We start from the raw sequence: 21614 nt of genomic DNA, 5'->3' as shown, positions 1-21614 counted from the left end.
ATCAATCCATCTCCTTCTCGAGTATCTTATAGAAAATCACAATGGCCAAGGCACTAATACCGACAATCAGAAGGGAAGCTTGGGAAGCCTCCATGATTTTTTCATCACTTGCGTACTGGAAAGCTTTTGTTGACAATGTATCAAAATTAAACGGTCTGAGGATCAATGTCAAGGGAATCTCCTTGAGCACATCGATGAAGACCAGGATAAATCCACTGATAATCGCGCCTTTCATCATCGGAACATCGACTTTGAAAAAGGTCTTCGTCGGGCCGGCACCGAGGAGTCTTGAAGCATCCCGGAAGTTCGTGCCGATCTTGTCATAGCCTGTCTCAATCGAATTATAGCCAATGGCAAAGAACCGGATGATGTAAGCAGCAAGCAGCAGAACGATACTGACACTGAGCACCAGTGTCGTCTCGAGGCCGATCGCCATATACACGGGAGCGAGGTAGCCGTCGAGTGCGACAAAAGCCGTGACTACCGCGACGGCGATGACCGCTCCCGGAATCGAATAGCCGAGCACCGTCAGTTTCGGCAACAGTTTTGTATACTTGCCCTGCACTATACGCGCAAAATTCCCGACGATGAGCGCAAAGATGACGATCAATGTTGCGCTGAGTCCGGCGACAAACACCGAATTCTGCACATAGCGCATGAATTCCTCCATCGGGATCGTTCCGAAAGTTAAAATGGTCCAGTCAATCAGCTGAATGACAGGGATGAAAAAGCCGAGACTCAAGATCAGCATGCCGTAGCCTGCTGCTGCGAAGCCTTTCCAACCGCTAAGTGAGATCAGTTGGAGCGGACGCACTTTTGTCGAGAAATAACTGTACTGGCGCCTGCCGCGAAGCAGTTTCTCAATAAGCAGGATGATGATGACAAAGCCCATGAGTGATGCGGCCAGTTTAATCGATGTATCCAAATCTCCAAGGCCAAACCAGCTTTGGAAGATCGCGGTCGTAAAGGTTTGGATACCGTAATACTTCACAACGCCGTAATCATTCAGCACTTCCAAGACGACCAGGCTCGCGCCGGCAATAATAGAAATTCGGGAAATCGGCAGCACCACTTGGAAAAACGTGCGCCAAGGGCCTTTGCCGAGAAGCCGTGTGCTTTCAATCAAGGAAGCCGATTGTTCAGACAAATAAACTTGCGTGATCGTATAAACATACGGGTACAAAAACATCGTATAAATGAAAATCGCCCCGGGCAAATTCATGATATCGAAATACGCCGGATTCAATTCCATTCCGAATCCCTCGCGCAGCGTCGTTTGCACAGCGCCAGTGAAATTCAAGATACCGTGGTACGTATAAGCACCGATAAACGGCGGAATGGAAAGAGGGAGGATCAATGCCCACTTCAAAAAGCGCCGGAATGGAAAATCGTACTGCGCGATCAGCCAGGCAAGGCTCAGCCCAATGAGAATCGTGAAGAACGCTGTTGCGAGCGTCAGGATCAGTGAGTTGATGACAAACTGACGCAATACGAACTCTTTCATATGCTCCCAATTGTCATTTGAAGGCGTGAAAAGCCCGCTGACAATGGTCAAGTTCGGAAGGAACAGCATCAGGATGATGATGACTGCTCCTACAGTCCAGATATTGAAATTGGCCAATCTGCGTTGCAAAATCCAGGCACCTCTTTCCAACTCGCAAGAAATCCCCTGCCGCACATATCAGGCGGCAAGGGGGACAGTGTAAGTTTATTTCCAGCCGACTTCGTTGAACAATAGAATCGCTTTGGAGTTGTTTTCGCCAAGTGACGACATCGAGATGTCCTGCTCTTTGAAATCACCCCAAGATTGCAGCAATTCAGTTGGTTCTACTGATTCGTTTACTGGATATTCATAGTTAGCCGAAGCGAATGTCTCTTGTGCTTCCGGTGCGGAGAGAAACTCCAATAATTTGATCGCATTTTCTTGGTTCTTAGATGATTTTACCACACCAGCGCCGCTAACGTTAACATGTGTGCCTGTTGTGTCTTGGTTCGGGAAGAATACGCCAAGGCTTTCAGCGACTTTTACTTCTTCAGGGTCTTCAGAATTCAACATCTGGCCGTAGTAGTATGTGTTCATGATGGCTACATCGCCAACACCTGCTGCAATGGCTTTTGCTTGGTCACGGTCGCCGCCTTCAGGATCGCGTGCAAAGTTATCAACCATGCCAGCTGCCCATTCTTTTGCCTCTTCTTCTCCATTCAATTCAATGAGAGAAGCGAACAAGGATTGGTTGTAAATGTTTTCGGAGCTGCGGATTAAGACGCGTCCAGCCCACTCGTCTTCTGCCAAGGCTTCATACGTGGACAATTCGGATGGGTCGACTTTTTCTTTGTCGTACATGATGACACGTGCACGTTTTGTCAGGCCATACCACATTTGGTCTTCATCCTGGAAGTTGGCCGGGACCTGCTCATCTAGCACGTCACTGGAAACGGACTGCAAAATGCCGTCTTCTTTCGCGCGGTGCAAACGCCCTGCATCAGCCGTTAAAAACAAGTCGGCTTGAGTCGCATCGCCTTCGCGCTTGATGCGCTCAAGAAGTTCGTCGGCTTCGCCTTTGATCAAGTTGACCTTGATGCCGGTTTCTTCTTCGAATTTCTTGTAGAGCTCATCGTCTACATCGTAGTGGCGTGCTGTATATAGGTTCACTTCGTTACCGGCAGTTTCGTCGCCGGACGTTTCTGTCGTTTCTTCTGTGTTCGAGTTGCCGCATGCCGCAAGGACGACAAGCGTACCGAGCACCAATAGGAATGAAAGCAATTTCTTCATGGATGTCTCTCCTTTGAAATGGTTTGTGAATCTTATTTAAATGAAAATGATTCTCACTCAATAGTATAGCTAGCTATGCAGAGAAGTCAACGGTTTTGATGGAAATCTTGCTGCAAATGTGTCCATTTTCGTTATATTTTAGATAGGGAATGAAAGCGCTTAGTATCAAGGTGTTGTGAGTGTGTTCGAAGCGTGCGCTATTTGCGGTGTGCAGGAAATGCTACACTTGAGAATGAGAACGAAATGGATGGAATATTGGAAGCGGGGGATAGGGAATGGACATGAAAACATATTTATCGCTTGATGCGACCGCCATGGCGGAATTGGTTAGAAAAGGCGAGGTCAGCCCGAGGGAATTGGTGGAATTGAGTTTCCGGCGTTTAGATGAAGTCGAACCGAAGCTGCATGCTTTCACGGCAGAACGGCATGAACAGGCGCTTCGAGATGCAGAACATGGAGCCAATGGAATTTTTGGCGGCGTACCAGTCGCGTTGAAAAATATTTCACAAGCTTTAGCCGGTGAGCGCTTAAGTGCCGGGTCGAAGTTGCTTGCCGATTTCCGCCCGGAACGAGATTCTTCCTTCGTTGTGCGCTTGAAAGCGGCTGGGCTCATTCCGATCGGCCACACGAATACGCCCGAATTCGGTTTGAAGAACATTTCAGAATCGGAACTGTTTGGCCCGACGCATAACCCGTGGAATACGGATCATTCCCCAGGGGGGTCAAGCGGCGGGGCAGCGGCAGCTGTCGCATCCGGCATCGTGCCCATCGCCGGTGCAAGCGACGGGGGAGGTTCGATTCGCATTCCCGCGTCATTCACAGGCCTCTTCGGACTCAAGCCGACGCGTGGAAGAACGCCTGTCGGGCCAGGAGCTGGACGACAGTGGCAAGGGGCGTCGATCGACTTCGCGCTAAGCCGTACGGTACGTGACAGTGCGGCGTTATTGGATGAATTGCAAGTCGTCCAACCGGAAGCAGCGTTTCAGACACCGTTATTTCCAGGGAAATACACAGAGCAGCTGGACCGCGGGTTCGACAAGCCCTTGAACATTGCGTTCTCTTTAGAGTCGCCAGTCGGCACCTTGGTCTCAGAAGACGCCAAACAAGCGGTATTGAAGACGGTACGCTGGTTAGAAGGGCAAGGGCACCGAGTTGAAGAGAAAACCCCTGACATCGACGGCGTTCAATTGATGCGCGAGTATTATTTGATGAACAGCGGGGAAATGGCGTTGCTAAAGAAAAACCTCGAACAATCACTAGGGCGGCAATTGACAGAAGACGATATGGAAATCGAATCTTGGCTATTGGCGACGGCCGGCAGAAGAGTTTCTGCTGCGGATTATTCTGCCAGCCTCTCCGCTTGGGATGCGGCCGCCGCGAAAATGGCCGCGCTTCACGAGCATTTTGACTTTTATATCACACCTGCAACAGCCCATGCGGCACCGGAAATCGGCGAATTGAGCCATTCTAAAGAATCGCGTACGCGCTTATTGCAAGCACTCGACATGGCGCGTGATACTACTGATCAGCAAGAACTGATTTACGCGATGTTCTTGCCGAGCCTCAGCTATACGCCGTTTACGCAGTTGGCGAACTTGACCGGACAGCCGGCAATGTCTTTGCCGCTTCATGTAACGCAAGCGAATTTGCCGCTTGGCGTCCAAGTGATGGCGCAAAAAGGTGAAGAACACCGCTTGCTTCAGCTGGCGCAGCAAATCGAACAAAGCGATTTATGGATTGGCCAGCAAGGCAATCCGTATTTCGGATAAACTACGCATCTTGTAATTGAAACATAAAAAAAGCCCAAGAAAGGCGAGTCCTTTCTTGGGCTTTACGTATAAGCGGACTTTGTTACAACCCTGCTAAGCGTTTTTTCGTATGAGCCGAAATCTTTTCATCCATGACATAGGAAGATAGAAAATCCAAAAATAGCTGGGCGGCTGGTGTATGAAAGCTTGAGCGGTGGGTAATGTAATGAAAGCGACTTTTGTTTGGAAAATTGGTAAGGCTGATGGCGCCGATTGTTCCCAAATTGGTTTCGCTTTTAACGGTAGACTCAGATAGATAGGAAATGCCAAGGCCAAGCGCCACCGATTCTTTGATGGTTTGGGAACTGCCAAAGCTCATTACTTTTTTGGGCGCGATGCCGAGCTGTGCAAATAGCTTATCGGTAACGTCCCGCGTTCCGGAGCCGGATTCGCGGATGATCCACGTCTCCGCTTCGAGCAAGTCCAAATCGACGTGAGGGTTGCGAATGACCGGATGGTTCGGCCGCGCGATGACTACCATAGCCTCTTCTGCAAATAGTGCCATGTCCACTTCGGAGCCATTCGCTTCCCCCTCGACGATAAAGCCGATATCGAGTTCTTGTTTATGAATTTGCTCGATAATGGTCTTGGAATTGTGTATGGTAATGTTCGGTGTAATATGCGGATGGCGCTTGCTGAAGGCGTAGATGATGCCAGGCAGAAAGTATTCTCCGAATGTATAAGCAGCACCGATCGACAGTGACATAGCGGTCGAAGGTTCAAGATCTGCTAAGGCAATCTTCAATTGATCGTATTTCAAGAGAATCTCTTTTGCCTGAGCATAGCTCAACTGGCCAGCCTCTGTTAATTGAACATATTTATTGCTTCGATCGAACAGCCGTACACCCAGTTTCTTCTCGAGTGCCTTGATGCTCAAGGAAATCGCCGACGGAGTCATATGAAGCAATTCAGCCGCACGTGTGAAGCTTTGCTGCTCGGCAGTAGTGACAAAAATCTCCAATTTATGGTCCATACATTCACCTCGTTGAGTTTTACTCATTATACTATTAAATATATTTAATTTTACTTATTTGAACAGCTCCCGTAAAATTTGAATAATATGAAAAGTTTATTTTGCTCAAGAATTCAATCGCTTGAGTAATACATAATAGGAGGAATCATAATGGATTACACGAATCACCCTTTCCCGGGGAAACGCCATACGGTCTTTGGAAAAAAAGGCATGGTCGCGACATCGCAGCCGCTTGCTGCACAGACAGGGCTTGAGATCTTGAAAAAAGGCGGCAATGCTATTGATGCCGCGATTGCAACCGCTGCGACCTTGACGGTTGTTGAACCGACCTCAAACGGCATCGGGGGCGATGCGTTCGCGCTGGTGTGGGTCAAAGGCGAGCTGCACGGATTGAATGCATCCGGTCCTTCGCCTCAGGAATTGACAATCGAAGCGGTGAAAGCGAAAGGGCATGATAAGATGCCGACTCACGGTTTGGTGCCGATTACGGTGCCTGGCGTCCCTTCTGCATGGGCAGAGTTGTCGAAGCGTTTCGGCAAATTGTCGCTCGCGGAAACATTGGAGCCAGCGATCCGTTACGCGGAAGAAGGCTATCCATTGACGCCGATTCTCGGCAAGTACTGGAAAAAAGCGTATGAGACCTTTAAAAAGAATTTCACCACTAAGGAATTTGAAGCGTGGTTCGAAACTTTCGCACCGGACGGCCGTGCACCGGAAATCGGCGAAATGTGGAAGTCTCCAGGCCACGCCGACACGCTGCGAAAAATTGGCGAAACCGATGCCAAAGCTTTTTACGAAGGCGAGCTGGCAGAGAAAATCGACAGTTTCATGACCGAACACAGCGGTTTCTTGAAAAAACAAGATTTAGCCGCGTACAAAGCTGAATGGGTCAAACCGATTTCAACCAGTTATAAAGGGCATGAAGTGTGGGAAATCCCGCCAAACGGCCAAGGCATGGTAGCGCAAATGGCGCTCAATATCTTCAAGCAGCTGGACGCACCAGTATGGCAACAAGCCAACACGCTGCACCAGCAAATTGAATCGATGAAACTGGCCTACACGGATGGCCAGGCATTTATCACCGAACAAGACGATATGCCGGTGACGGCTGAACATTTATTATCAGACGATTACGCAGCGAGCCGCGCGAAAGAAATCGGCACAGAAGCGATCGATCCGGTGGCGTACGAGCTGCCAAGAGGCGGAACGGTCTATTTGGCCGCGGCCGACGAAGAAGGCAATATGATTTCCTATATCCAAAGCAATTACATGGGCTTCGGCTCTGGTATCGTCATTCCAGGAACAGGCATCGGCCTGCAAAACCGCGGTGCAGATTTCTCGTTGGATGAAAGTCATCCGAATGCATTAAAACCCGGCAAACGCACTTTCCATACGATCATTCCCGGCTTTTTGACAAAAGCAGGCGAAGCGATCGGTCCGTTCGGCGTCATGGGCGGCTATATGCAGCCGCAAGGCCATTTCCAAGTAGTCGTGAACACGCTCGATTACTTACTGAATCCGCAAGCGGCGCTCGACATGCCGCGCTGGCAATGGATGGGCGGCAAGAAAGTGACTGTGGAAGCGGAGTTCCCGAATTATTTGGCACAGGAATTGCAGCGCAAAGGGCATCAAGTGGAAGTAATGGCAGACCCGGGCAGCTTTGGACGCGGCCAGATCATTTGGCGTAATCCGGAAACAGGGGTGCTTGCAGGCGGCACGGAATCCCGCACAGACGGGACGATTGCTGTTTGGTAACAGAACAAGGCGTTAAATCGACCGATCTTGCCATGGCGTTTTTCCGCGCAGGCATGCTCGGCTTTGGCGGCGGCCCGGCGGTCATTCCGATCATGCAGCGTGATGTCGTGGATCGCTACAACTGGTTGACGGACGAGGAATACGGTGACACGATCGCCTTATCGAATACGATGCCCGGACCGATTGCGACAAAACTCGCCGGTTATATCGGCTACCGGGTAGCGGGGCTTCGCGGCTGCTTGATCGCGCTTGTTGCCTCTATCGTCCCGACTGTCGTTTTAATGATTCTCCTGCTCGGTATCCTGCAAAACTATAAAGACGTGCCATGGGTCGCCAATATGTCGAGCGCGGTCGTTCCGGTCGTTGCCGTCATGCTCGGTGTCTTGACCTGGAATTTCGTCCGCCAATCCGAGAAGGCGCTTGGCTGGGGCAGGGCCATTGGGTTGATTATGATCTCCGTCGTTTTGCTTGAAGTGTTTAGCATTCACCCGGCCTTTCTTATCGCCGGTCTGATTCTAATGGTCCTTGTGCCCTTCATTAAAAGGACGGTGAAGAAAACATGATCTACTGGCAGATATTCCTGGCATTTTTCATTCCCGGCATCCTCGGCTATGGCGGTGGCCCGGCATCGATTCCACTTGTCGAGAAGGAAGTCGTCGGCCGCTATGGCTGGATGAATACGCAAGAGTTCAGTGAAGTGTTGGCGCTTGGCAATTCCTTGCCGGGCCCGATTGCGACGAAAATGGCGGGCTATATTGGCTACGCTGAAGGAGGCGTGCTCGGGGCAGCAGTTGGCTTGTTCGGTGCCGTCGCCCCATCGTTGATTTTGATGATTGCGCTGATGGCGATCCTCTTTAAATACAAAGATTCACGCGAAGTGAAAAACATCTCAAAAGTCGTCAAGCCGGTCATCGCCGTATTAATCGGCGTTATGACGCTCGATTTCATCCTGACCTCGGAAGCATCACTCGGCGGCATCCAGACGGCGATCCTGATGGTGGCGAGCTATCTGATGCTTGAGAAGTGGAAACTTCATCCCGCGTTCGTCATCGGTTTAGCGTTGCTTTACGGCGCCGTTACGGGAATTTTCATAGCTTGACGCAAGGCATCCTGGCTTCAGGGTGCCTTTTCTGCGATGACGGACAAAATATGGTAAAATCACAGGAAAGTCATACCTTTCAAGGAGGCTAGCGATGGCTATCATCAAAGAATCTACGGACCGGACGGATGTTTCAGGCCAGCCGGAAGCGTTTATCCGCAACCATCAATATAATTTCATTAAAGAGCAGACCATGGCGCTTGTGACGGCGCATGCGACAGCGAACGATGCTGAAGTATTGAGTGTGCTGCGCCATTTAAGCCATGAAAAAGTATTCGCCATGTTCCCAGCGTTAACGGAAGAGCAGAAGAACGTATTGCGCCCGCTGACGGCGGTTAAGGACACTGACGCTGCGGAAGAGTTTCTGTCGGGGCTGCGGCCTTATTTGATTCCCTTTCCAACGGTCAACCTCGACAATTTGAAGCGATTGTTTCCAAAAGCGAAAAGACTGAAAGGGCCGAATCTCCCAGCGATGGATTTTCGCGCCTTGTCGTATTTGTCCTGGCAGGAAAACACCAACCGCTTTTTGGTGGCCGAACGGAACGGCCGCCTGCAAACCGTGAGCGGCCAATTCGGCGCAAGCCGCAAGCAAGGTATCTGCATGATTTGCCATAAACACAGTTCGGTCGGTTTATTCATGGCTAAGACTAAAGGGGCGAACATCGACAGCTACGTCAAGCATGGCCAGTACATCTGTGCAGATGAAGCGGCTTGCAACGCCCGCTTGACGACCGTCGACCGTCTCGAGAAATTTCTGGATCGGCTGGAACGCTAAATGGAGAATGGCATGGATTGGGTATGGCTAATCGGATTGTCGTTAGGGGCTGTTGGGGCGGTGTATTTATTACTGAGCCAGCAAATCCAGGCATTGGAGGTGCGCATGAAGCATATGTCAAAACGTATTAAACAATTGGAAGCGGAAGTGACGTTGGAAGAGCCTGCAATTAATGAAGAATTGCGGCGTTTGGTTGCTGAAGGGCAAGAAGTCCGGGCCATTAAAGCGGCGCGTGTCGCTTTCGGCTATTCGCTCCTCGAAGCGAAGCAGTATATCGATGGATTAAAAGAAAACGATTGAAACCAGTAGGCTTTCCTCTAGAAGGAAGGCCTGTTTTTCTGTCTTTCGGCAGGGTTTCGGCCGGAAGAAACCGAAATAAAGGGAAAGGAAAGGGGGAGGTGTCATGCGCCTCGCGACAATCCAGTGGAACGGCACAGAAGAAGCGGCGCTGGTCATGAAGGACGGCTTTTTGCCATTGCGCAAACTCAACGAACATACGGCAGAAAACTGGCCGACTGATTTGTTTACGCTGATCGAAACAGGAGAACTTGAGCTGTTGAAGAGGTGGCTACGAGAAGAATTCGAACGCATACCTGAAAGGACGCTCGAAGAATCGCTTATGCCGTTTTCCGAAGCGGATTATGGGCCTCTATACCGCCATCCGCGAAAAACCTGGGGCATTGGGCTGAATTACGCTGAACATGCAGCCGATTTGAAGGAAGTATCGCCCGACACCGAACCGGCAAGTTTCATGAACCCCGATGCGGCGATTATCGGGCCGGGCGATGTGATTGAGCTGCCGAAGAAATCTAACCGAGTGATGGCGGAAGCGGAACTTGGCATCGTTATTGGAACGGAGTGCAAAAACGTCTCGAGAGAAGACGAATTTGACGTAGTGGCGGGCTTCACGACCATTATCGATATAACCGCAGAAGACATTCTGGAGAAAAACCTGCGTTATTTGACGCGCGCGAAAAGCTTTGACACTTTCTTCAGTTTCGGGCCGGAACTCGTGACACCTGGCGAAGTGGAGGCAGTGCTTGAATTGACGGTGGAAACCGTTAAGAACGGGGAGGCCCACCGAAAAAACAGCGTCTCGAATATGATGTTTCGGCCGCGGGATCTCATCGCATTTCATTCGGAAGTGATGACGCTATTGCCTGGTGACATCATCTCAACCGGAACGCCGGGTGCGGTCGTCATCCGTGACGGCGATGTGGTCGAATGCCGAATAGACGGATTTCAGACTTTGCACAACCCGGTAGAAAATTTGAAATTGCCGGGCCGTGAATAAATAAAAGACGGACATCCCTAAAACGTGGGTGTCCGTCTTTTTCTATAATGCGGCCATGCCGCCATCCACGCGGTACTGCGCGCCAGAGATGAACGTGCTTTCGTCGGAAGCGAGGAACAGCACCAGATTGGAGATATCTTCGGATTCGCCGTAGCGGCCAAACGGAATCGTTTTCGACAATGCATCTTCGCTAGTGCCGAGCCCTTCCTCAAGCGAGCGCATCATGCGCGTATTGACCGGCGATGGGTGGATCGAATTGACGCGTACTTGATGCTGAGCGCTTTCTACTGAAGCCGCTTTAGTCAAGCCGACCACTGCATGCTTCGAAGTGATGTACGGAATAACGTTTGGAGAGCCGCCGAGCCCTGCGACTGAAGAAGTATTGATAACGCTGCCCGACCCTTGTTTATACATAACCGGCAATACATGCTTCATGCCGAGAAAGACGCCGCGTACATTGATAGCGATGACTTGGTCAAAATCTTCCACGGTTTGTTCGATGAGCGGAGCGACTTTTCCTTCGATGCCTGCGTTGTTAAAGAACACATCGATCTTGCCGAATGTTTCGACCGCTTTGTCGACATAGTTTTTGACGTCTGCTTCTTTGGAAACATCCGCTTGGACAACTTCTAAGCTGCCCCCCAGTTCTTGCTTCGTTTCTTGGAGCGCTTGTTCAGAAATATCGACGAGGACGACTTTTGCCCCTTCCTCCAAAAAGCGCTTCGCTGTGACTTTGCCGATGCCGCCAGCGCCTCCGGTAATGACAGCCACTTTCCCTTCTAATCTTGCCATTGTACCATTCCTCCCTTGAATTGGTCTGTCCATCTTTGCTCTTTTAGTTTACCGATTATCAAAGTGGATTTCAAAAAATTCTGTCTTTCTTAGAATTTTTTTCTTTTGTCTCTTGCTGCTTTCTATCCTTTCCATTAAAATAAGAACAAATGTTCTATATAGGAGTGGCGTCATGGGAAAACAAACTGGAAAGCCCCGTTACATTGCCTGCATCGATATGCGCAGTTTCTACGCAAGCTGTTCAGCGGTCGAGCGTGGACTCGACCCAATGGAAGCGTGCATCGCTATCGTTGGCAACCAGGAGCGAAAAGGCAGCGTCGTGCTGGCGGCCTCTCCGGAAATGAAAAAGCGCTTCGGTGTCAGGACCGGCACACGGCTGTTTGAAATTCCGGATCATCCGGATATTTTGCTGATTGAACCGAGGATGCAATTTTACTTGGAGATTTCGATGGCCATTACCGAGCTATTCGCCCAGTATGTCCCGAAAGAAGACATCCATGTCTACAGCGTCGATGAGAGCTTCATTGATTTGACCGGCATTATCCATTTATATGGCACTCCTGAAAAAGCAGCTGTCGACATGCAGGATTCAATCATGCGCCAGTTCGGTTTGCCGTCTGCAGTGGGCATCGGGCCGAATATGCTGCTCGCAAAGTTGGCACTCGACCTCGAAGGCAAGAAAAAAGGGCTCGCGCATTGGACCATGAAAGACGTGCCGAGAAAGCTATGGCCGGTTTCCCCGCTCAGCAAAATGTGGGGCATTGGCAGCAAGATGGAGCGCAACCTCAATAATATGGGGATATTCACAGTCGGCGACTTGGCGAAGGCCGACGTCAAACGGCTGGAAGACCGCTTTGGCATCATGGGCCATCAACTGCACCAGCACGCCCGCGGCATCGATTATTCAGAACTCGGTTCGTTGCTTATCGAAGGGCAGAAAAGCTTCGGGAAAGGCCAGATTCTTTACCGTGACTACGAAACGCGTGAAGACATCTTGACGATTGTGCTGGAGATGTGCGAAGACGTCGCCATGCGCACCCGGGAAGCGCGCATGGCCGGGCGCACGATCCATCTTGGCATGAGCTACAGTAAAACCTCATTTGGTGGAGGCTTCTCGCGCTCGCGTTCGATCGACGAAGCGACCAACGACACCTTGAAAATCTACACCGTGTGCAAAGAACTGTTCCGGGAATTCTACACCGGCCAGCCTGTCCGGCAAATCTCATTGTCTGTCACCAATCTGGAAGACGAGACTTCGATGCAGCTGAGTTTGTTCGAAGCGGATAAATGGCAAAGGCGGCGTCTTGGCGCGGCAATGGATGCCATCAAGCGCAAGCACGGGCCGACCGCAATTTACCGAGGCGTTTCCGGAACAGAGGCGGGCACGGCGATTGACCGCACGAAGCTTATCGGCGGCCATAAGAAATGAACTGCTTGAAAAGAGTAAAAACCCTGCCATGTCGGCAGGGTTTTTACTCAGGCTGTCGAGAAACCGCGGCAGCTTTTTTTGCGTTTCGCTCCAGCCGGACGCTTTCCGCGGGCACGGCCTTAGCCGCTTCGTCGCTGACGCTAAAAACCTCCTGCTCAACTCTCACAAAGTTCGAGCTTCGCAAACGAATGACTTCGCTCATTCGCTTGCAGGGTCTTCGGCTCGCGTCGCTCCTTTGCGTCGCTCAGTCACTGCTCCCGCAGGAGTCGCCGGCCTCCGCTTCACTGGCGATTTTTTTGACTGTGCTTGGAGGATGCGCGAGGCGGCTTCGCGTGCGCCGGAAATATTGCGTGCGATGGGTCCAACTTCAAGCTCTGCGAGTGGCCCCATTACATAAAGCCCAGGGCCCCATTGCAAAGTATGCGTGACGACTGGATAGCCGCATTCGGCGCATTTTAAGCGCTGTTCTTCGATAACAGGCGACAGCCATTCACGCCCCGGCAGCTGTGGCTGAAAGCCCGTCGCTAGAATGACAGTTCCTGTTTGATGAATCAAGCCGCCCTGTTCATCGACTAGCGAAGTAATGCCTCGCTGCCAGACGGCTCTATGGACATGGCCGTCAGCGACCAGTTTTGGAAACTGCCGGAGCTGTTTGCGCAATTTTGCATTCAAGTCCCGGGGGATTGAGCCTTTTCTTCGGGCATGCACAATCATTTCGCGGCGGCGCGTATAAGAGCGCGTTTTGTGGAAAGCCTGTTGGCATTTCGGGCCAAGCCACCCGGGATCGCTGTCGAAATCGTGGACGCGGAATGGATGGCGCTTCAAAAGTGTCACTTGTCCGGGAAATAGCTTATGGAGCTTCAAGGTCAAATGAACCGCGGTGATGCCGCCTCCGATAATCGTAAATGGCGCTTGTGAGGCATCGAACTCCGGCAGTTCCCGGTCGAAGACATGAAAGACCGAACCGGGGGATTCCGTCCGTAATTGTTGCGCCCATTCAGGCCAGTGCAATTGCTCGCCAGCACCGATTGCGAGGACGATATTAATACCGGAAACTTCTCTCCCGCTTGTTAGTTGAACTTTCCAGCCGGTGTCCAGGCGATTGACGGACTCCACGCGGCCTTGGATCCAACTGTCACGTATGTTTTGTTTGCGCATTAAATGCTCGCAATGTTCATGGAACAGCAGCAAAGACGGCCGCTTGAATCTTCCAAGAAATGACGCGTCTTCGCTAAAGGGGCTGTCTTTAGCATGGTTATTCAAAGAGAAGGGATCCACATCGAGATGGTGGACAAAAGGAGATCGCAAAAAAGGCATGGAAATGGCCTCGGTGCAGCGTTTCCATTCGGATAGCGGTTCTTTGTGAGGGTCGATAATCGCCATCTCTTCAGGTGTGATGCCTTTTTGCTTCCGTAAAAAAGTGGCCAGCGTCATTCCTTGGATGCCGCCGCCGATAATAATCCATGTATGCATGAGCGTTTCTCTCCCAACTGTTCAAAATTAAATAAGCAAAGCTATTTCATGAAATAGCAGTTCATTCAACTTTTAAATAGTAATAATTACGATTTATTTTACACAGCATACATGCTGGAAGAGGAAAAGACAAGGGGTTTCGGTAAGCGAAGGCACAAGTCATAAAAAAGGACAATGAAAATTCTGCTGAAAAAATACTTGCACAAATGATCAAAGAACTTTAGTATATAAAACGTAATCGTTACGATTTGTTGATTGAAACAATAAAGGAGTTAGATAGTATGGATAAGCGCATCCCAATTACCGTATTGAGCGGATACCTGGGCGCGGGCAAGACGACGCTATTGAATCATATTTTAACGAATCGCGAAGGCCTGAAAGTCGCAGTCATTGTCAACGACATGAGCGAAGTGAACATCGACAGCGCACTTGTCCAAAACGGCGGCTTTTCTCGCACAGAAGAAAAGCTGGTCGAAATGCAAAATGGCTGCATTTGCTGCACATTGCGCGAAGATCTGATCGTAGAAGTCGAAAAGTTGGTGAGCGAGGGGGATATCGATTATATCGTCATCGAATCGTCCGGAATCAGTGAGCCGGTTCCGGTCGCGCAGACCTTCAGTTATATGGATGATGCGCTCGGTGTGGACCTGTCCGCCATGTGCCGTCTCGACACGATGGTGACGGTCGTCGACGGCCACGGCTTCTGGCGTGATTTCGCTTCCGGCGAAACTTTGCTCGACCGAAAAGAAGGGGCGACGGAATCCGATGAACGGGAAATTTCCGATTTGCTCATCGACCAGATCGAGTTTGCGGATGTCATTCTGTTGAACAAAACTGACCAGCTCACAAATGATAAAGCAGACGAACTACACGGTGTTCTGCGTGCCTTGAATCCGTCTGCGAACATTCTTCGCACCGAGCGCTCGCAAGTGGCACTCGGCGAAGTGCTCGATACCGGCCGGTTTGATTTGGACAAAGCGAGCCAAGGCGCCGGTTGGATCAAAGAGCTCAACGAAGAGCATGTGCCAGAAACAGAGGAATACGGCATCGCTTCATTCGTTTACCGAAGTGAAACCCCGTTCCATCCGGAGCGCTTGTTTGAATGGATCATGGACTGGCCGGTGGAAATTGTCCGTGCCAAAGGATTTTTGCATATCGCCACGCGCGATTCGTTTGCAACTTTATTGTCCCAGGCAGGGCCGTCTGCAAGCCTTGAGACAGCAGGCGCTTGGGACGAGGCATACGGCGTGAAAATGACCGAGTTGGTGCTGATCGGCATCAAAATGGACCAACAAGATATCATTCAATCTTTGGATAACTGCTTGCTGACACAACAAGAAATGGCGGAAGATTGGAGCGGGTTTAACGATCCGCTGCCGCAAACAGCCATGACCCATTAAAAGGAGGAATTAGTATGAGAGTGAATATTACACTGGCCTGCACAGAAACGGGCGACCGCAATTACTCGACGACCAAAAACAAGCGCAACAACCCGGAGCGTATCGAATTGAAGAAATACTGCCCGCGCTTGAAAAAAGTGACTTTGCACCGCGAAACAAAGTAATCTAGCGAAAATTATTGCATAATAGAGAGGAGCTTATCGATGGCCAAGAAATCAAAAGTAGCACGCGATAAAAAACAACGTGAAATGGTGGCGCGCTATGCGGAACTCCGCAAAGAACTGAAAGCGCAAGGCGATTACGAAGCATTGGCAAAACTGCCGAAAGACTCGTCGCCGACCCGTTTGAAGAATCGTTGCGAAGTGACGGGACGCCCGCGCGGCTTCATGCGCAAATTCGGCATGTCCCGCATCGCATTCCGCGACCTTGCACATAAAGGGCAAATCCCCGGCGTCAAAAAATCAAGCTGGTAAGACCATAAAGGAGGCGGGGGCAATGAACGATGGCATGATTGCCTATTTGCTGAAAAGCGAAGTGGCGAAACTGGGTGAGGAGCAGCGGCAACTGTACCGCTTTATCGTAGAGCTGGAAGATGCGCTGGCTGAACAAGCGGAGACAGTGGAGGAGTTTCGCCGTTTGCTGGTATTGCATTCGCCTTTCGAGCAGGCGGCTTACCGCTTCAACCGCTCATTCAAGGAAGTCGCCGCCATGATGCAAGCGATCGAAGCGGAACTCGGCGACAAAATCGAAGCCCGCCAAGAACGCGCCAAATGGCTCGACTATACAGACCATTTCGCCAGTGCAGCAGGGCAGGAAAATAAGCAAGTTTTCCTGTTCATCAGTGAATGAATTTCATCAGCATACGCAAAAACCACCAGAGTGAATTCTCTGGTGGTTTTTTAGTGAAAAAAGATTTTCAGTGATTGTGAAACCTTTAAAAAAAGTGAGCGTAACATAACAAAAGGAGTCGAGGACGATGACGCGCTGCACGAGCTGCAAATACCGCTGGAAGTCTAAAGAAAAGCATTGGCTTTATGAATTGGAGGATGGTTGCCCATGCCCGAACTGCGGTATCATCCAGTACATGAAAGTAGAAAATCACACATTTCGGGACATGTTGTTTTGGGCAACTTGGTGGGAGTTGGTATGGGATATAAAAGACCATCTGTTTATGAAGCTGAGCAGTGACAATGAGGAAACGCAATTGAAGAAACGCTGACACTCTGTGTACATAGAAGAAAATAAGATAGAAAAGGGTGATAAGCATGGCACATTGCACAAATTGCGGAGTGCAATGGAAAGCGAAAGACATCTGGAAGCTGGGCATGGCAAAAGACGGCAAGAACTGCCCATCTTGTGACGAGCGACAATATGTATCATTTAAGAATGGCGGGTTTTTGATGGGGCTCGGGTATGTGAGCGGAACGATCGGCCTGTTGCTTATCGTACTGTTTCCATATTATATCCGTTTAAGCAACCGAAAAGACAAAGAGCTGTATGGCGAATAGAGGATCGGTCGTACTCATTGAAGAAAGTCGCGTAGCACTGATCGAACGAACACGCGACGGTTCTGTGTATTATGTGTTTCCGGGCGGCGGTATTCAACAGCATGAAACGCCGGAAGCGGCAGCGAAAAGGGAAGCGTTCGAGGAACTCGGCGTGCAAGTGGAAATCGAAGGGCTTTTCACAACAACAGACTATGAAGGCGATCAGTATTTTTTTATGGCGAAGAAAATCGGAGGCACTTTCGGCACTGGACTTGGCGATGAATACACCGATTCAAGCCGCGGCCGTGGCACCTATCTAGCGGTGTGGATCGGGCTGGATGTAATAGACAGGATTGATGTAAAGCCGAGCGAAGTGGCTGTAAAAATAAAAGAAGCTTTCTAAAGGGAAATTGCGAGCACTGTATGCGGAGCAGGATATACAATCAAAAAAACCGGAAAGCAGGCAGTCCCTGCTTTCCGGTTTCTTTCATCTTATTGGGCTTCAGAAAAAATGGAGTTAATCGCCATTTTAGCGATTGTGCCGTTCGACATGATGAATTTATCGACCTTAATATGCGAGAAATTCGGGAGATGTTCTTCCCGTTCCACTTCCACAGTCGTATAGACGCCGGGTGACATTCTCTCAACAGCTGTAGCCACCAGAAGGGATTTTCCGTCTGTGAGCATCTGGTCTTCGATGCGGTCATCGGCAAAAATGAGGACCGCTTTCGCTTGTTCTACATTTGCCTGGCGCAGTATGTTTTCATGCGTGGCGTTTCCTCTGACATAGTGGATTCTTGTATTGATTTCTTTTGCTTTCTCCATCCGATCAATGACGACTATTTCAGTTTGTTCGTCTTGTTTCAGGATTTCTGCAATAGCATTTTCTGCTTTATATGACCAATCAATAATGACGATGTGATTTCGCCCTTTATACATCAGCTCACCTCTTTCTTTTCGTCTTCTATGCAAGGTCAGGCTTTCAATCGCTTTTCCGATAAAGGATGCAAACAACCCGATCCCGATGATGTAAAGAAAGACCACTGTAAATATTCTTCCATCGGTAGTTGTAGGATACAAATCACCGTAACCGACAGTCAATATGGTCGTCATCGTGAACCATAAAGAATCGGCATAGCTGGTGAACGTCGACGGCTCGATCACAGGCAATGTGAATGTGCTGAAAACAATCAGGATAATGGTGCTGACCGTGAGTATAAGCCAGGACAAGCTCGTCGCCTGGAGGTAAAGACGGCGAAGAATAATCACTTATTTTCCCTCCTTCTTAAAGGTGATCTAATCGTAATTGTTCCATGCCTTTTCGTAGATCTCGATCAACTCAGGCCGGATCAATGTATTAGGTTCGAGTGTGATGTTCTGGCCATTGCTGTCTTCGATCGCGGCATCTTCATCTTTGCCGAATACAGTCAACGCCGGCAGCAAATCTTCGGTTAAGTATTGGGTATCTTCGAGTATTTCAAGTTCCTCGATATTGATGCCGTTTCGGGAAGCAAGCACATAGCCCCAGCCGCCGAAACTTGGAATGTCAGCGTGCAGGTTTTCAGTCTGCAAACCGGTGGCATCAATAGTTTTGTCGATTGTCCAGTAGACTTCCGGGGCAAATACCGGGCTGGTTGCCTGGACCATCATGGCGCCATCCGGAGACAAATGGTTACGGGCAAGTGAATAGAATTCCTGTGTGTACAATTTGTTGAGCGATTCGTTGTTCGGATCCGGCAAGTCGATAATGATGACATCATAAAACCCCTCCGCTTGCTCTAAAAAGCGAAACGCATCGCCGTTCAAAACATTCACTTTCTCATGATCCAACGAATTTTCGTTCAGTTCGGTCAACAAATGATTTTGCTGCGCGAGAGCTGTCATTTTAGGGTCAAGGTCAACCAAATCGATCTTTCTCAACTCGTCGTATTTCAGCAATTCGCGGACCGCCAGCCCATCGCCGCCCCCAAGGACCAGTGCGCGGTCATGGCGGCTAGCCGCTGCCATTGGCGTATGGACAAGGATCTCATGGTAGCGGTGTTCATCGAACGAACTGAATTGAAGCTGGCCATCCAAATAGAGTCGCGTATCTCCCTGTTCTTTCGTCAAAATGATTTGCTGGTAGGAAGTCTGTTCGGAAAATACGACTGGATCTTTATACAGCCGTTGTTCAAAATGAAAAGCGGCTTCTTCTCCAAACAATGCGCCGGCAATTAGAATGGCTAGAAATAAAAAGCCGAATGAAGCGTGCATGCGGAACCGTTTTAATTCACCTTTAAAGCGAAAAACGATCCACAAGGCAACAGCTACGTTAATGAGGCCGACGAGAAAGGACGTTTTGACGAGGCCGAAATAAGGGCGCAACAGAAATAGGAAAAGCAGCCCGCCTATCAGGCCGCCAGCGTAATCGAAAAACAGCACTTTCGCAGCGCTTTTCTGGAGTGAAACCCCGATCTCATTTGCTTTTCGGATCAACACCGGCAATTCGACTCCGGTTAAAGTCCCGACAAGCAGCGTGACGCTGTACAAAAACAGCGAATCGGTGCCGTCCGGCAAATAAGCGGTAACACCAAACAGCAGCATGGCGGCAAATCCGCCCGTAATCCCAATGCCGTACTCGATCCAAATAAATGAAGCGACCAAATGCTTGGTCACTTTTTCACTGATAAAAGCCCCGATTCCCATTCCGGTTAAAAAAAGAGAGATGATAAGTGTATACTGCTTCACTCCATCTCCTAAAATGTATGAACCGAGCGCCCCGAACAGCACTTCGAAAATAATGCCGCAAATGGACACAATGCCCGATGCATAATAAATCGCCCGGCTTTGCCGGACGGATTCTGATTCTATCATTCAAACACCGCCTTATGTAATGGAAGCGCCAATCACGAACGCCAACCCGACTGAAACGGCAAATGAAATGATCCCAATCGCTGTATTGTTAGCTTTCAGCTCGTCCTCCACTGAAAAGCGGGTGAGAAGTTCAAAAAGTAAATAAGCGACTAACTGAAGCCCTAAGCCGTACAGACCCCAAATTGCCGTTTCTGCAATTGTGTCATTATGAAAAATGGAAAAGGTAATGATGACGCACGTGCCGATGATTTTTCCTGCTATCGACAAAGCCACTGCCGAATTTCCGTTTTTCATTTCGTCCCAATCTTTGTATTTTCTGGTCATAAGCTCAAATACGACTAAGCCTACGATTACAACAGCAATAGCTGCGAGGAAATATAAAAATGTCAATAAGAATGGATTCACTGCTTTAAGCCCCTTTACTAAAGTTTATTTTCCGACTCCCGGGCCTCCGCCGCGAAATTCTGATCCCCGCCCGAATGAACCGGAAGGGAAGGTGTTATAAGAACCGCCGCCTGAATAGCAGCCGCCCCCGGCACATCTATTGGTCTGTGTCCAGCCAGACCCATATCGATTGCTTAAAAAAGAACCGACAAACATGCCTGAGAAAAAGCCAGGATTGTAATGCGAGCGGACAAATTCGTCTTCCGCCACTTCAACGAGCGTAGCGCCTGCATTTTCCGGATCTTCTGTTAAAATGATCAATTCCTCATCATAGACCAGTACCTGCCGGCCATCCACTTCTTCGCCGATTCTCTCAGGTTCCTGGATCCCGCTTAATTCTGCTGCGGTGTCTGGTATGTTTTTATCAGAGCGGTAGAGCATGGCACGGTCATTGGTGTTCTGGTTGTTCTGTACAGCATTTATAAAGGTATAATTTTGATCGATATAGTCTTCTGCCGATGCCATTCCACAGGCTGCCAGAAAAACGGCTAAAACGATCAAGCCGGTTAACCATCCTTTTTTTCTCATAATTAAAACACTCCAAATGAACAAAAACGGCCCACCGCAAAAGCGGGCCGCGGTTCGTTATTCTTTTCCGTACTGTTTCTTAAGGGCCGCCAACTCGTCATCTACTGCACTGTTTTTGTTGAGTGAAGCAAATTCATCGTCTAAGCTGCGAGAGCCTGCGCGTAAATCTTCAGATGTCTCAGCTTCCGCTTCAAATTGCATGACTTTTTCTTCCATGCGGTCAAAACCGCGCCGTGACTCGTCGCCTCCTACAGAAGACATTGTGCGGTTAATCTTGGTCCGTGTTTTGGCAGATTCGGCACGTGCTTTCAAGGAATCCTGCTTGAGTTCCATTTCTTCATACTCGCGCTTCATTTCAGCTAACTGTCCACGAAGAGCCGTGGCATCAGCTGCCGCTTGCTCATGGGCCTGTTTCAGGGAATCCGCTTGCTTTGCGTGATTTTGCTTGTCTTCAAGTGCGCGGCGGGCCAATTCCTCGTTTTCCGCCTCGAGCGCTTTTACGGCTTGCTGCTGGCGTTTTTCCACCATGCTATTGGCGTCGTCGTATTTCTTCTTCAGCATTTTTTCGTTTGCCAGCTGCTTGGCTACTGCCGTTTCAGCATCGCGGATATCCATCGACATTTCCCGCATAAACTGTTCAAGCATTTTCACCGGATCTTCCGCTTTATCGAGTGCCGCGTTTAACTCCGACCCTACGTAAGTTTTTACCCTCTTGAAAAATTGAAACATAT

Annotated in this window: 25 protein-coding genes; 15 read left to right on the top strand and 10 right to left on the bottom strand. The window is 49.7% G+C overall.

The window, feature by feature from the left end; genetic code table 11:
* Position 1: 1 nt before the first annotated feature.
* Entirely contained in the window at positions 2-1633 is a 1632-nt protein-coding gene (locus tag KTG14_RS00395; protein WP_216968356.1) for an ABC transporter permease, read from the bottom strand.
* 75 nt (positions 1634-1708) lie between these two features.
* Entirely contained in the window at positions 1709-2773 is a 1065-nt protein-coding gene (locus KTG14_RS00390) for a Fe(3+) ABC transporter substrate-binding protein (protein ID WP_216968354.1), read from the bottom strand.
* Between the two features lie 275 nt (positions 2774-3048).
* On the opposite strand from KTG14_RS00390, the gene KTG14_RS00385 reads away from it, so the two are divergent.
* Positions 3049-4542 (top strand): amidase, encoded by a 1494-nt coding sequence (locus KTG14_RS00385; protein WP_216968352.1) that lies wholly within the window; start codon positions 3049-3051, stop codon positions 4540-4542.
* A gap of 82 nt (positions 4543-4624) precedes the next feature.
* Here KTG14_RS00385 and KTG14_RS00380 read toward each other — a convergent pair whose 3' ends face one another.
* Complete coding sequence (locus tag KTG14_RS00380) at positions 4625-5554, bottom strand: LysR family transcriptional regulator (protein WP_216968350.1); 930 nt, start codon at positions 5552-5554, stop codon at positions 4625-4627.
* Between the two features lie 150 nt (positions 5555-5704).
* On the opposite strand from KTG14_RS00380, the gene KTG14_RS00375 reads away from it, so the two are divergent.
* The 6 genes from KTG14_RS00375 to KTG14_RS00350 all read left to right on the top strand — a co-directional run bounded on the left by KTG14_RS00375 (position 5705) and on the right by KTG14_RS00350 (position 10477).
* Entirely contained in the window at positions 5705-7309 is a 1605-nt protein-coding gene (locus KTG14_RS00375) for a gamma-glutamyltransferase family protein (RefSeq protein WP_216968348.1), read from the top strand.
* A 32-nt stretch (positions 7310-7341) separates the two neighbouring features.
* The gene (locus KTG14_RS00370) at positions 7342-7872 is read left to right on the top strand and encodes a chromate transporter (RefSeq protein ID WP_216969071.1); all 531 of its coding nucleotides are present in this window, start codon (positions 7342-7344) and stop codon (positions 7870-7872) included.
* Positions 7869-8408: a chromate transporter gene (locus KTG14_RS00365; RefSeq protein WP_216968346.1), complete on the top strand. Its 540-nt coding sequence runs from the start codon at positions 7869-7871 to the stop codon at positions 8406-8408. The genes KTG14_RS00370 and KTG14_RS00365 overlap by 4 nt, the downstream gene beginning before the upstream one ends.
* Before the next feature lie 94 nt (positions 8409-8502).
* Positions 8503-9183, top strand: a complete 681-nt coding sequence (locus KTG14_RS00360; RefSeq protein ID WP_216968344.1) for a FusB/FusC family EF-G-binding protein — start codon at positions 8503-8505, stop codon at positions 9181-9183.
* A 12-nt stretch (positions 9184-9195) separates the two neighbouring features.
* Complete coding sequence (locus KTG14_RS00355) at positions 9196-9483, top strand: hypothetical protein (RefSeq protein WP_216968342.1); 288 nt, start codon at positions 9196-9198, stop codon at positions 9481-9483.
* A gap of 103 nt (positions 9484-9586) precedes the next feature.
* Positions 9587-10477: a fumarylacetoacetate hydrolase family protein gene (locus tag KTG14_RS00350; RefSeq protein ID WP_216968340.1), complete on the top strand. Its 891-nt coding sequence runs from the start codon at positions 9587-9589 to the stop codon at positions 10475-10477.
* 42 nt (positions 10478-10519) lie between these two features.
* Here KTG14_RS00350 and KTG14_RS00345 read toward each other — a convergent pair whose 3' ends face one another.
* The gene (locus KTG14_RS00345) at positions 10520-11269 is read right to left on the bottom strand and encodes an SDR family NAD(P)-dependent oxidoreductase (RefSeq protein ID WP_216968339.1); all 750 of its coding nucleotides are present in this window, start codon (positions 11267-11269) and stop codon (positions 10520-10522) included.
* A 172-nt stretch (positions 11270-11441) separates the two neighbouring features.
* On the opposite strand from KTG14_RS00345, the gene KTG14_RS00340 reads away from it, so the two are divergent.
* Positions 11442-12698 (top strand): Y-family DNA polymerase, encoded by a 1257-nt coding sequence (locus tag KTG14_RS00340; RefSeq protein WP_216968337.1) that lies wholly within the window; start codon positions 11442-11444, stop codon positions 12696-12698.
* Between the two features lie 198 nt (positions 12699-12896).
* On the opposite strand, the gene KTG14_RS00335 is transcribed toward KTG14_RS00340, so the two are convergent.
* The gene (locus KTG14_RS00335; RefSeq protein ID WP_216968335.1) at positions 12897-14171 is read right to left on the bottom strand and encodes an FAD-dependent oxidoreductase; all 1275 of its coding nucleotides are present in this window, start codon (positions 14169-14171) and stop codon (positions 12897-12899) included.
* A gap of 281 nt (positions 14172-14452) precedes the next feature.
* On the opposite strand from KTG14_RS00335, the gene KTG14_RS00330 reads away from it, so the two are divergent.
* The 7 genes from KTG14_RS00330 to KTG14_RS00300 all read left to right on the top strand — a co-directional run bounded on the left by KTG14_RS00330 (position 14453) and on the right by KTG14_RS00300 (position 17461).
* Complete coding sequence (locus KTG14_RS00330) at positions 14453-15571, top strand: GTP-binding protein (RefSeq protein WP_216968333.1); 1119 nt, start codon at positions 14453-14455, stop codon at positions 15569-15571.
* Positions 15572-15585: 14 nt separating this feature from the next.
* A complete protein-coding gene (rpmG, locus tag KTG14_RS00325) occupies positions 15586-15735 on the top strand; it encodes a 50S ribosomal protein L33 (protein ID WP_058382433.1) in 150 nt (49 codons plus the stop codon).
* Positions 15736-15774: 39 nt separating this feature from the next.
* Complete coding sequence (gene rpsN, locus KTG14_RS00320; protein ID WP_216968331.1) at positions 15775-16044, top strand: 30S ribosomal protein S14; 270 nt, start codon at positions 15775-15777, stop codon at positions 16042-16044.
* A gap of 22 nt (positions 16045-16066) precedes the next feature.
* Complete coding sequence (locus KTG14_RS00315; RefSeq protein ID WP_216968329.1) at positions 16067-16420, top strand: hypothetical protein; 354 nt, start codon at positions 16067-16069, stop codon at positions 16418-16420.
* Between the two features lie 127 nt (positions 16421-16547).
* Positions 16548-16790 carry a hypothetical protein gene (locus tag KTG14_RS00310; RefSeq protein WP_216968327.1) on the top strand — a complete coding sequence of 81 codons (243 nt, stop codon included), beginning with the start codon at positions 16548-16550 and terminating at the stop codon, positions 16788-16790.
* Between the two features lie 46 nt (positions 16791-16836).
* Entirely contained in the window at positions 16837-17079 is a 243-nt protein-coding gene (locus KTG14_RS00305) for a hypothetical protein (RefSeq protein WP_216968325.1), read from the top strand.
* Positions 17069-17461 carry an NUDIX hydrolase gene (locus KTG14_RS00300; protein WP_216968323.1) on the top strand — a complete coding sequence of 131 codons (393 nt, stop codon included), beginning with the start codon at positions 17069-17071 and terminating at the stop codon, positions 17459-17461. Before KTG14_RS00305 ends, KTG14_RS00300 begins: the two co-directional genes overlap by 11 nt.
* 89 nt (positions 17462-17550) lie before the next feature.
* Here the strand turns inward: KTG14_RS00300 and KTG14_RS00295 are convergent, their stop codons facing one another.
* Genes KTG14_RS00295 through KTG14_RS00275 form a run of 5 tightly spaced genes read right to left on the bottom strand, consistent with a single transcriptional unit; the run spans position 17551 to position 21612 of the window.
* Positions 17551-18327, bottom strand: a complete 777-nt coding sequence (locus KTG14_RS00295; RefSeq protein ID WP_216968321.1) for a potassium channel family protein — start codon at positions 18325-18327, stop codon at positions 17551-17553.
* 27 nt (positions 18328-18354) lie between these two features.
* Positions 18355-19911 (bottom strand): polyamine aminopropyltransferase, encoded by a 1557-nt coding sequence (locus KTG14_RS00290; RefSeq protein ID WP_216968319.1) that lies wholly within the window; start codon positions 19909-19911, stop codon positions 18355-18357.
* Between the two features lie 12 nt (positions 19912-19923).
* The gene (locus KTG14_RS00285; protein ID WP_216968317.1) at positions 19924-20316 is read right to left on the bottom strand and encodes a DUF350 domain-containing protein; all 393 of its coding nucleotides are present in this window, start codon (positions 20314-20316) and stop codon (positions 19924-19926) included.
* Between the two features lie 24 nt (positions 20317-20340).
* Complete coding sequence (locus KTG14_RS00280; RefSeq protein ID WP_216968315.1) at positions 20341-20883, bottom strand: DUF4247 domain-containing protein; 543 nt, start codon at positions 20881-20883, stop codon at positions 20341-20343.
* A gap of 57 nt (positions 20884-20940) precedes the next feature.
* On the bottom strand, positions 20941-21612 hold the full coding sequence (locus KTG14_RS00275) for a PspA/IM30 family protein (RefSeq protein WP_216968313.1): 672 nt from the start codon (positions 21610-21612) through the stop codon (positions 20941-20943).
* Between the last annotated feature and the right edge of the window lie 2 nt (positions 21613-21614).

Source organism: Planococcus sp. CP5-4_YE, from assembly GCF_019042655.1.
Classification (GTDB): Bacteria; Bacillota; Bacilli; order Bacillales_A; family Planococcaceae; genus Planococcus.
Note: the sequence above shows the minus strand (reverse complement) of the source record. Positions and strands in the feature narration are given on the sequence as shown.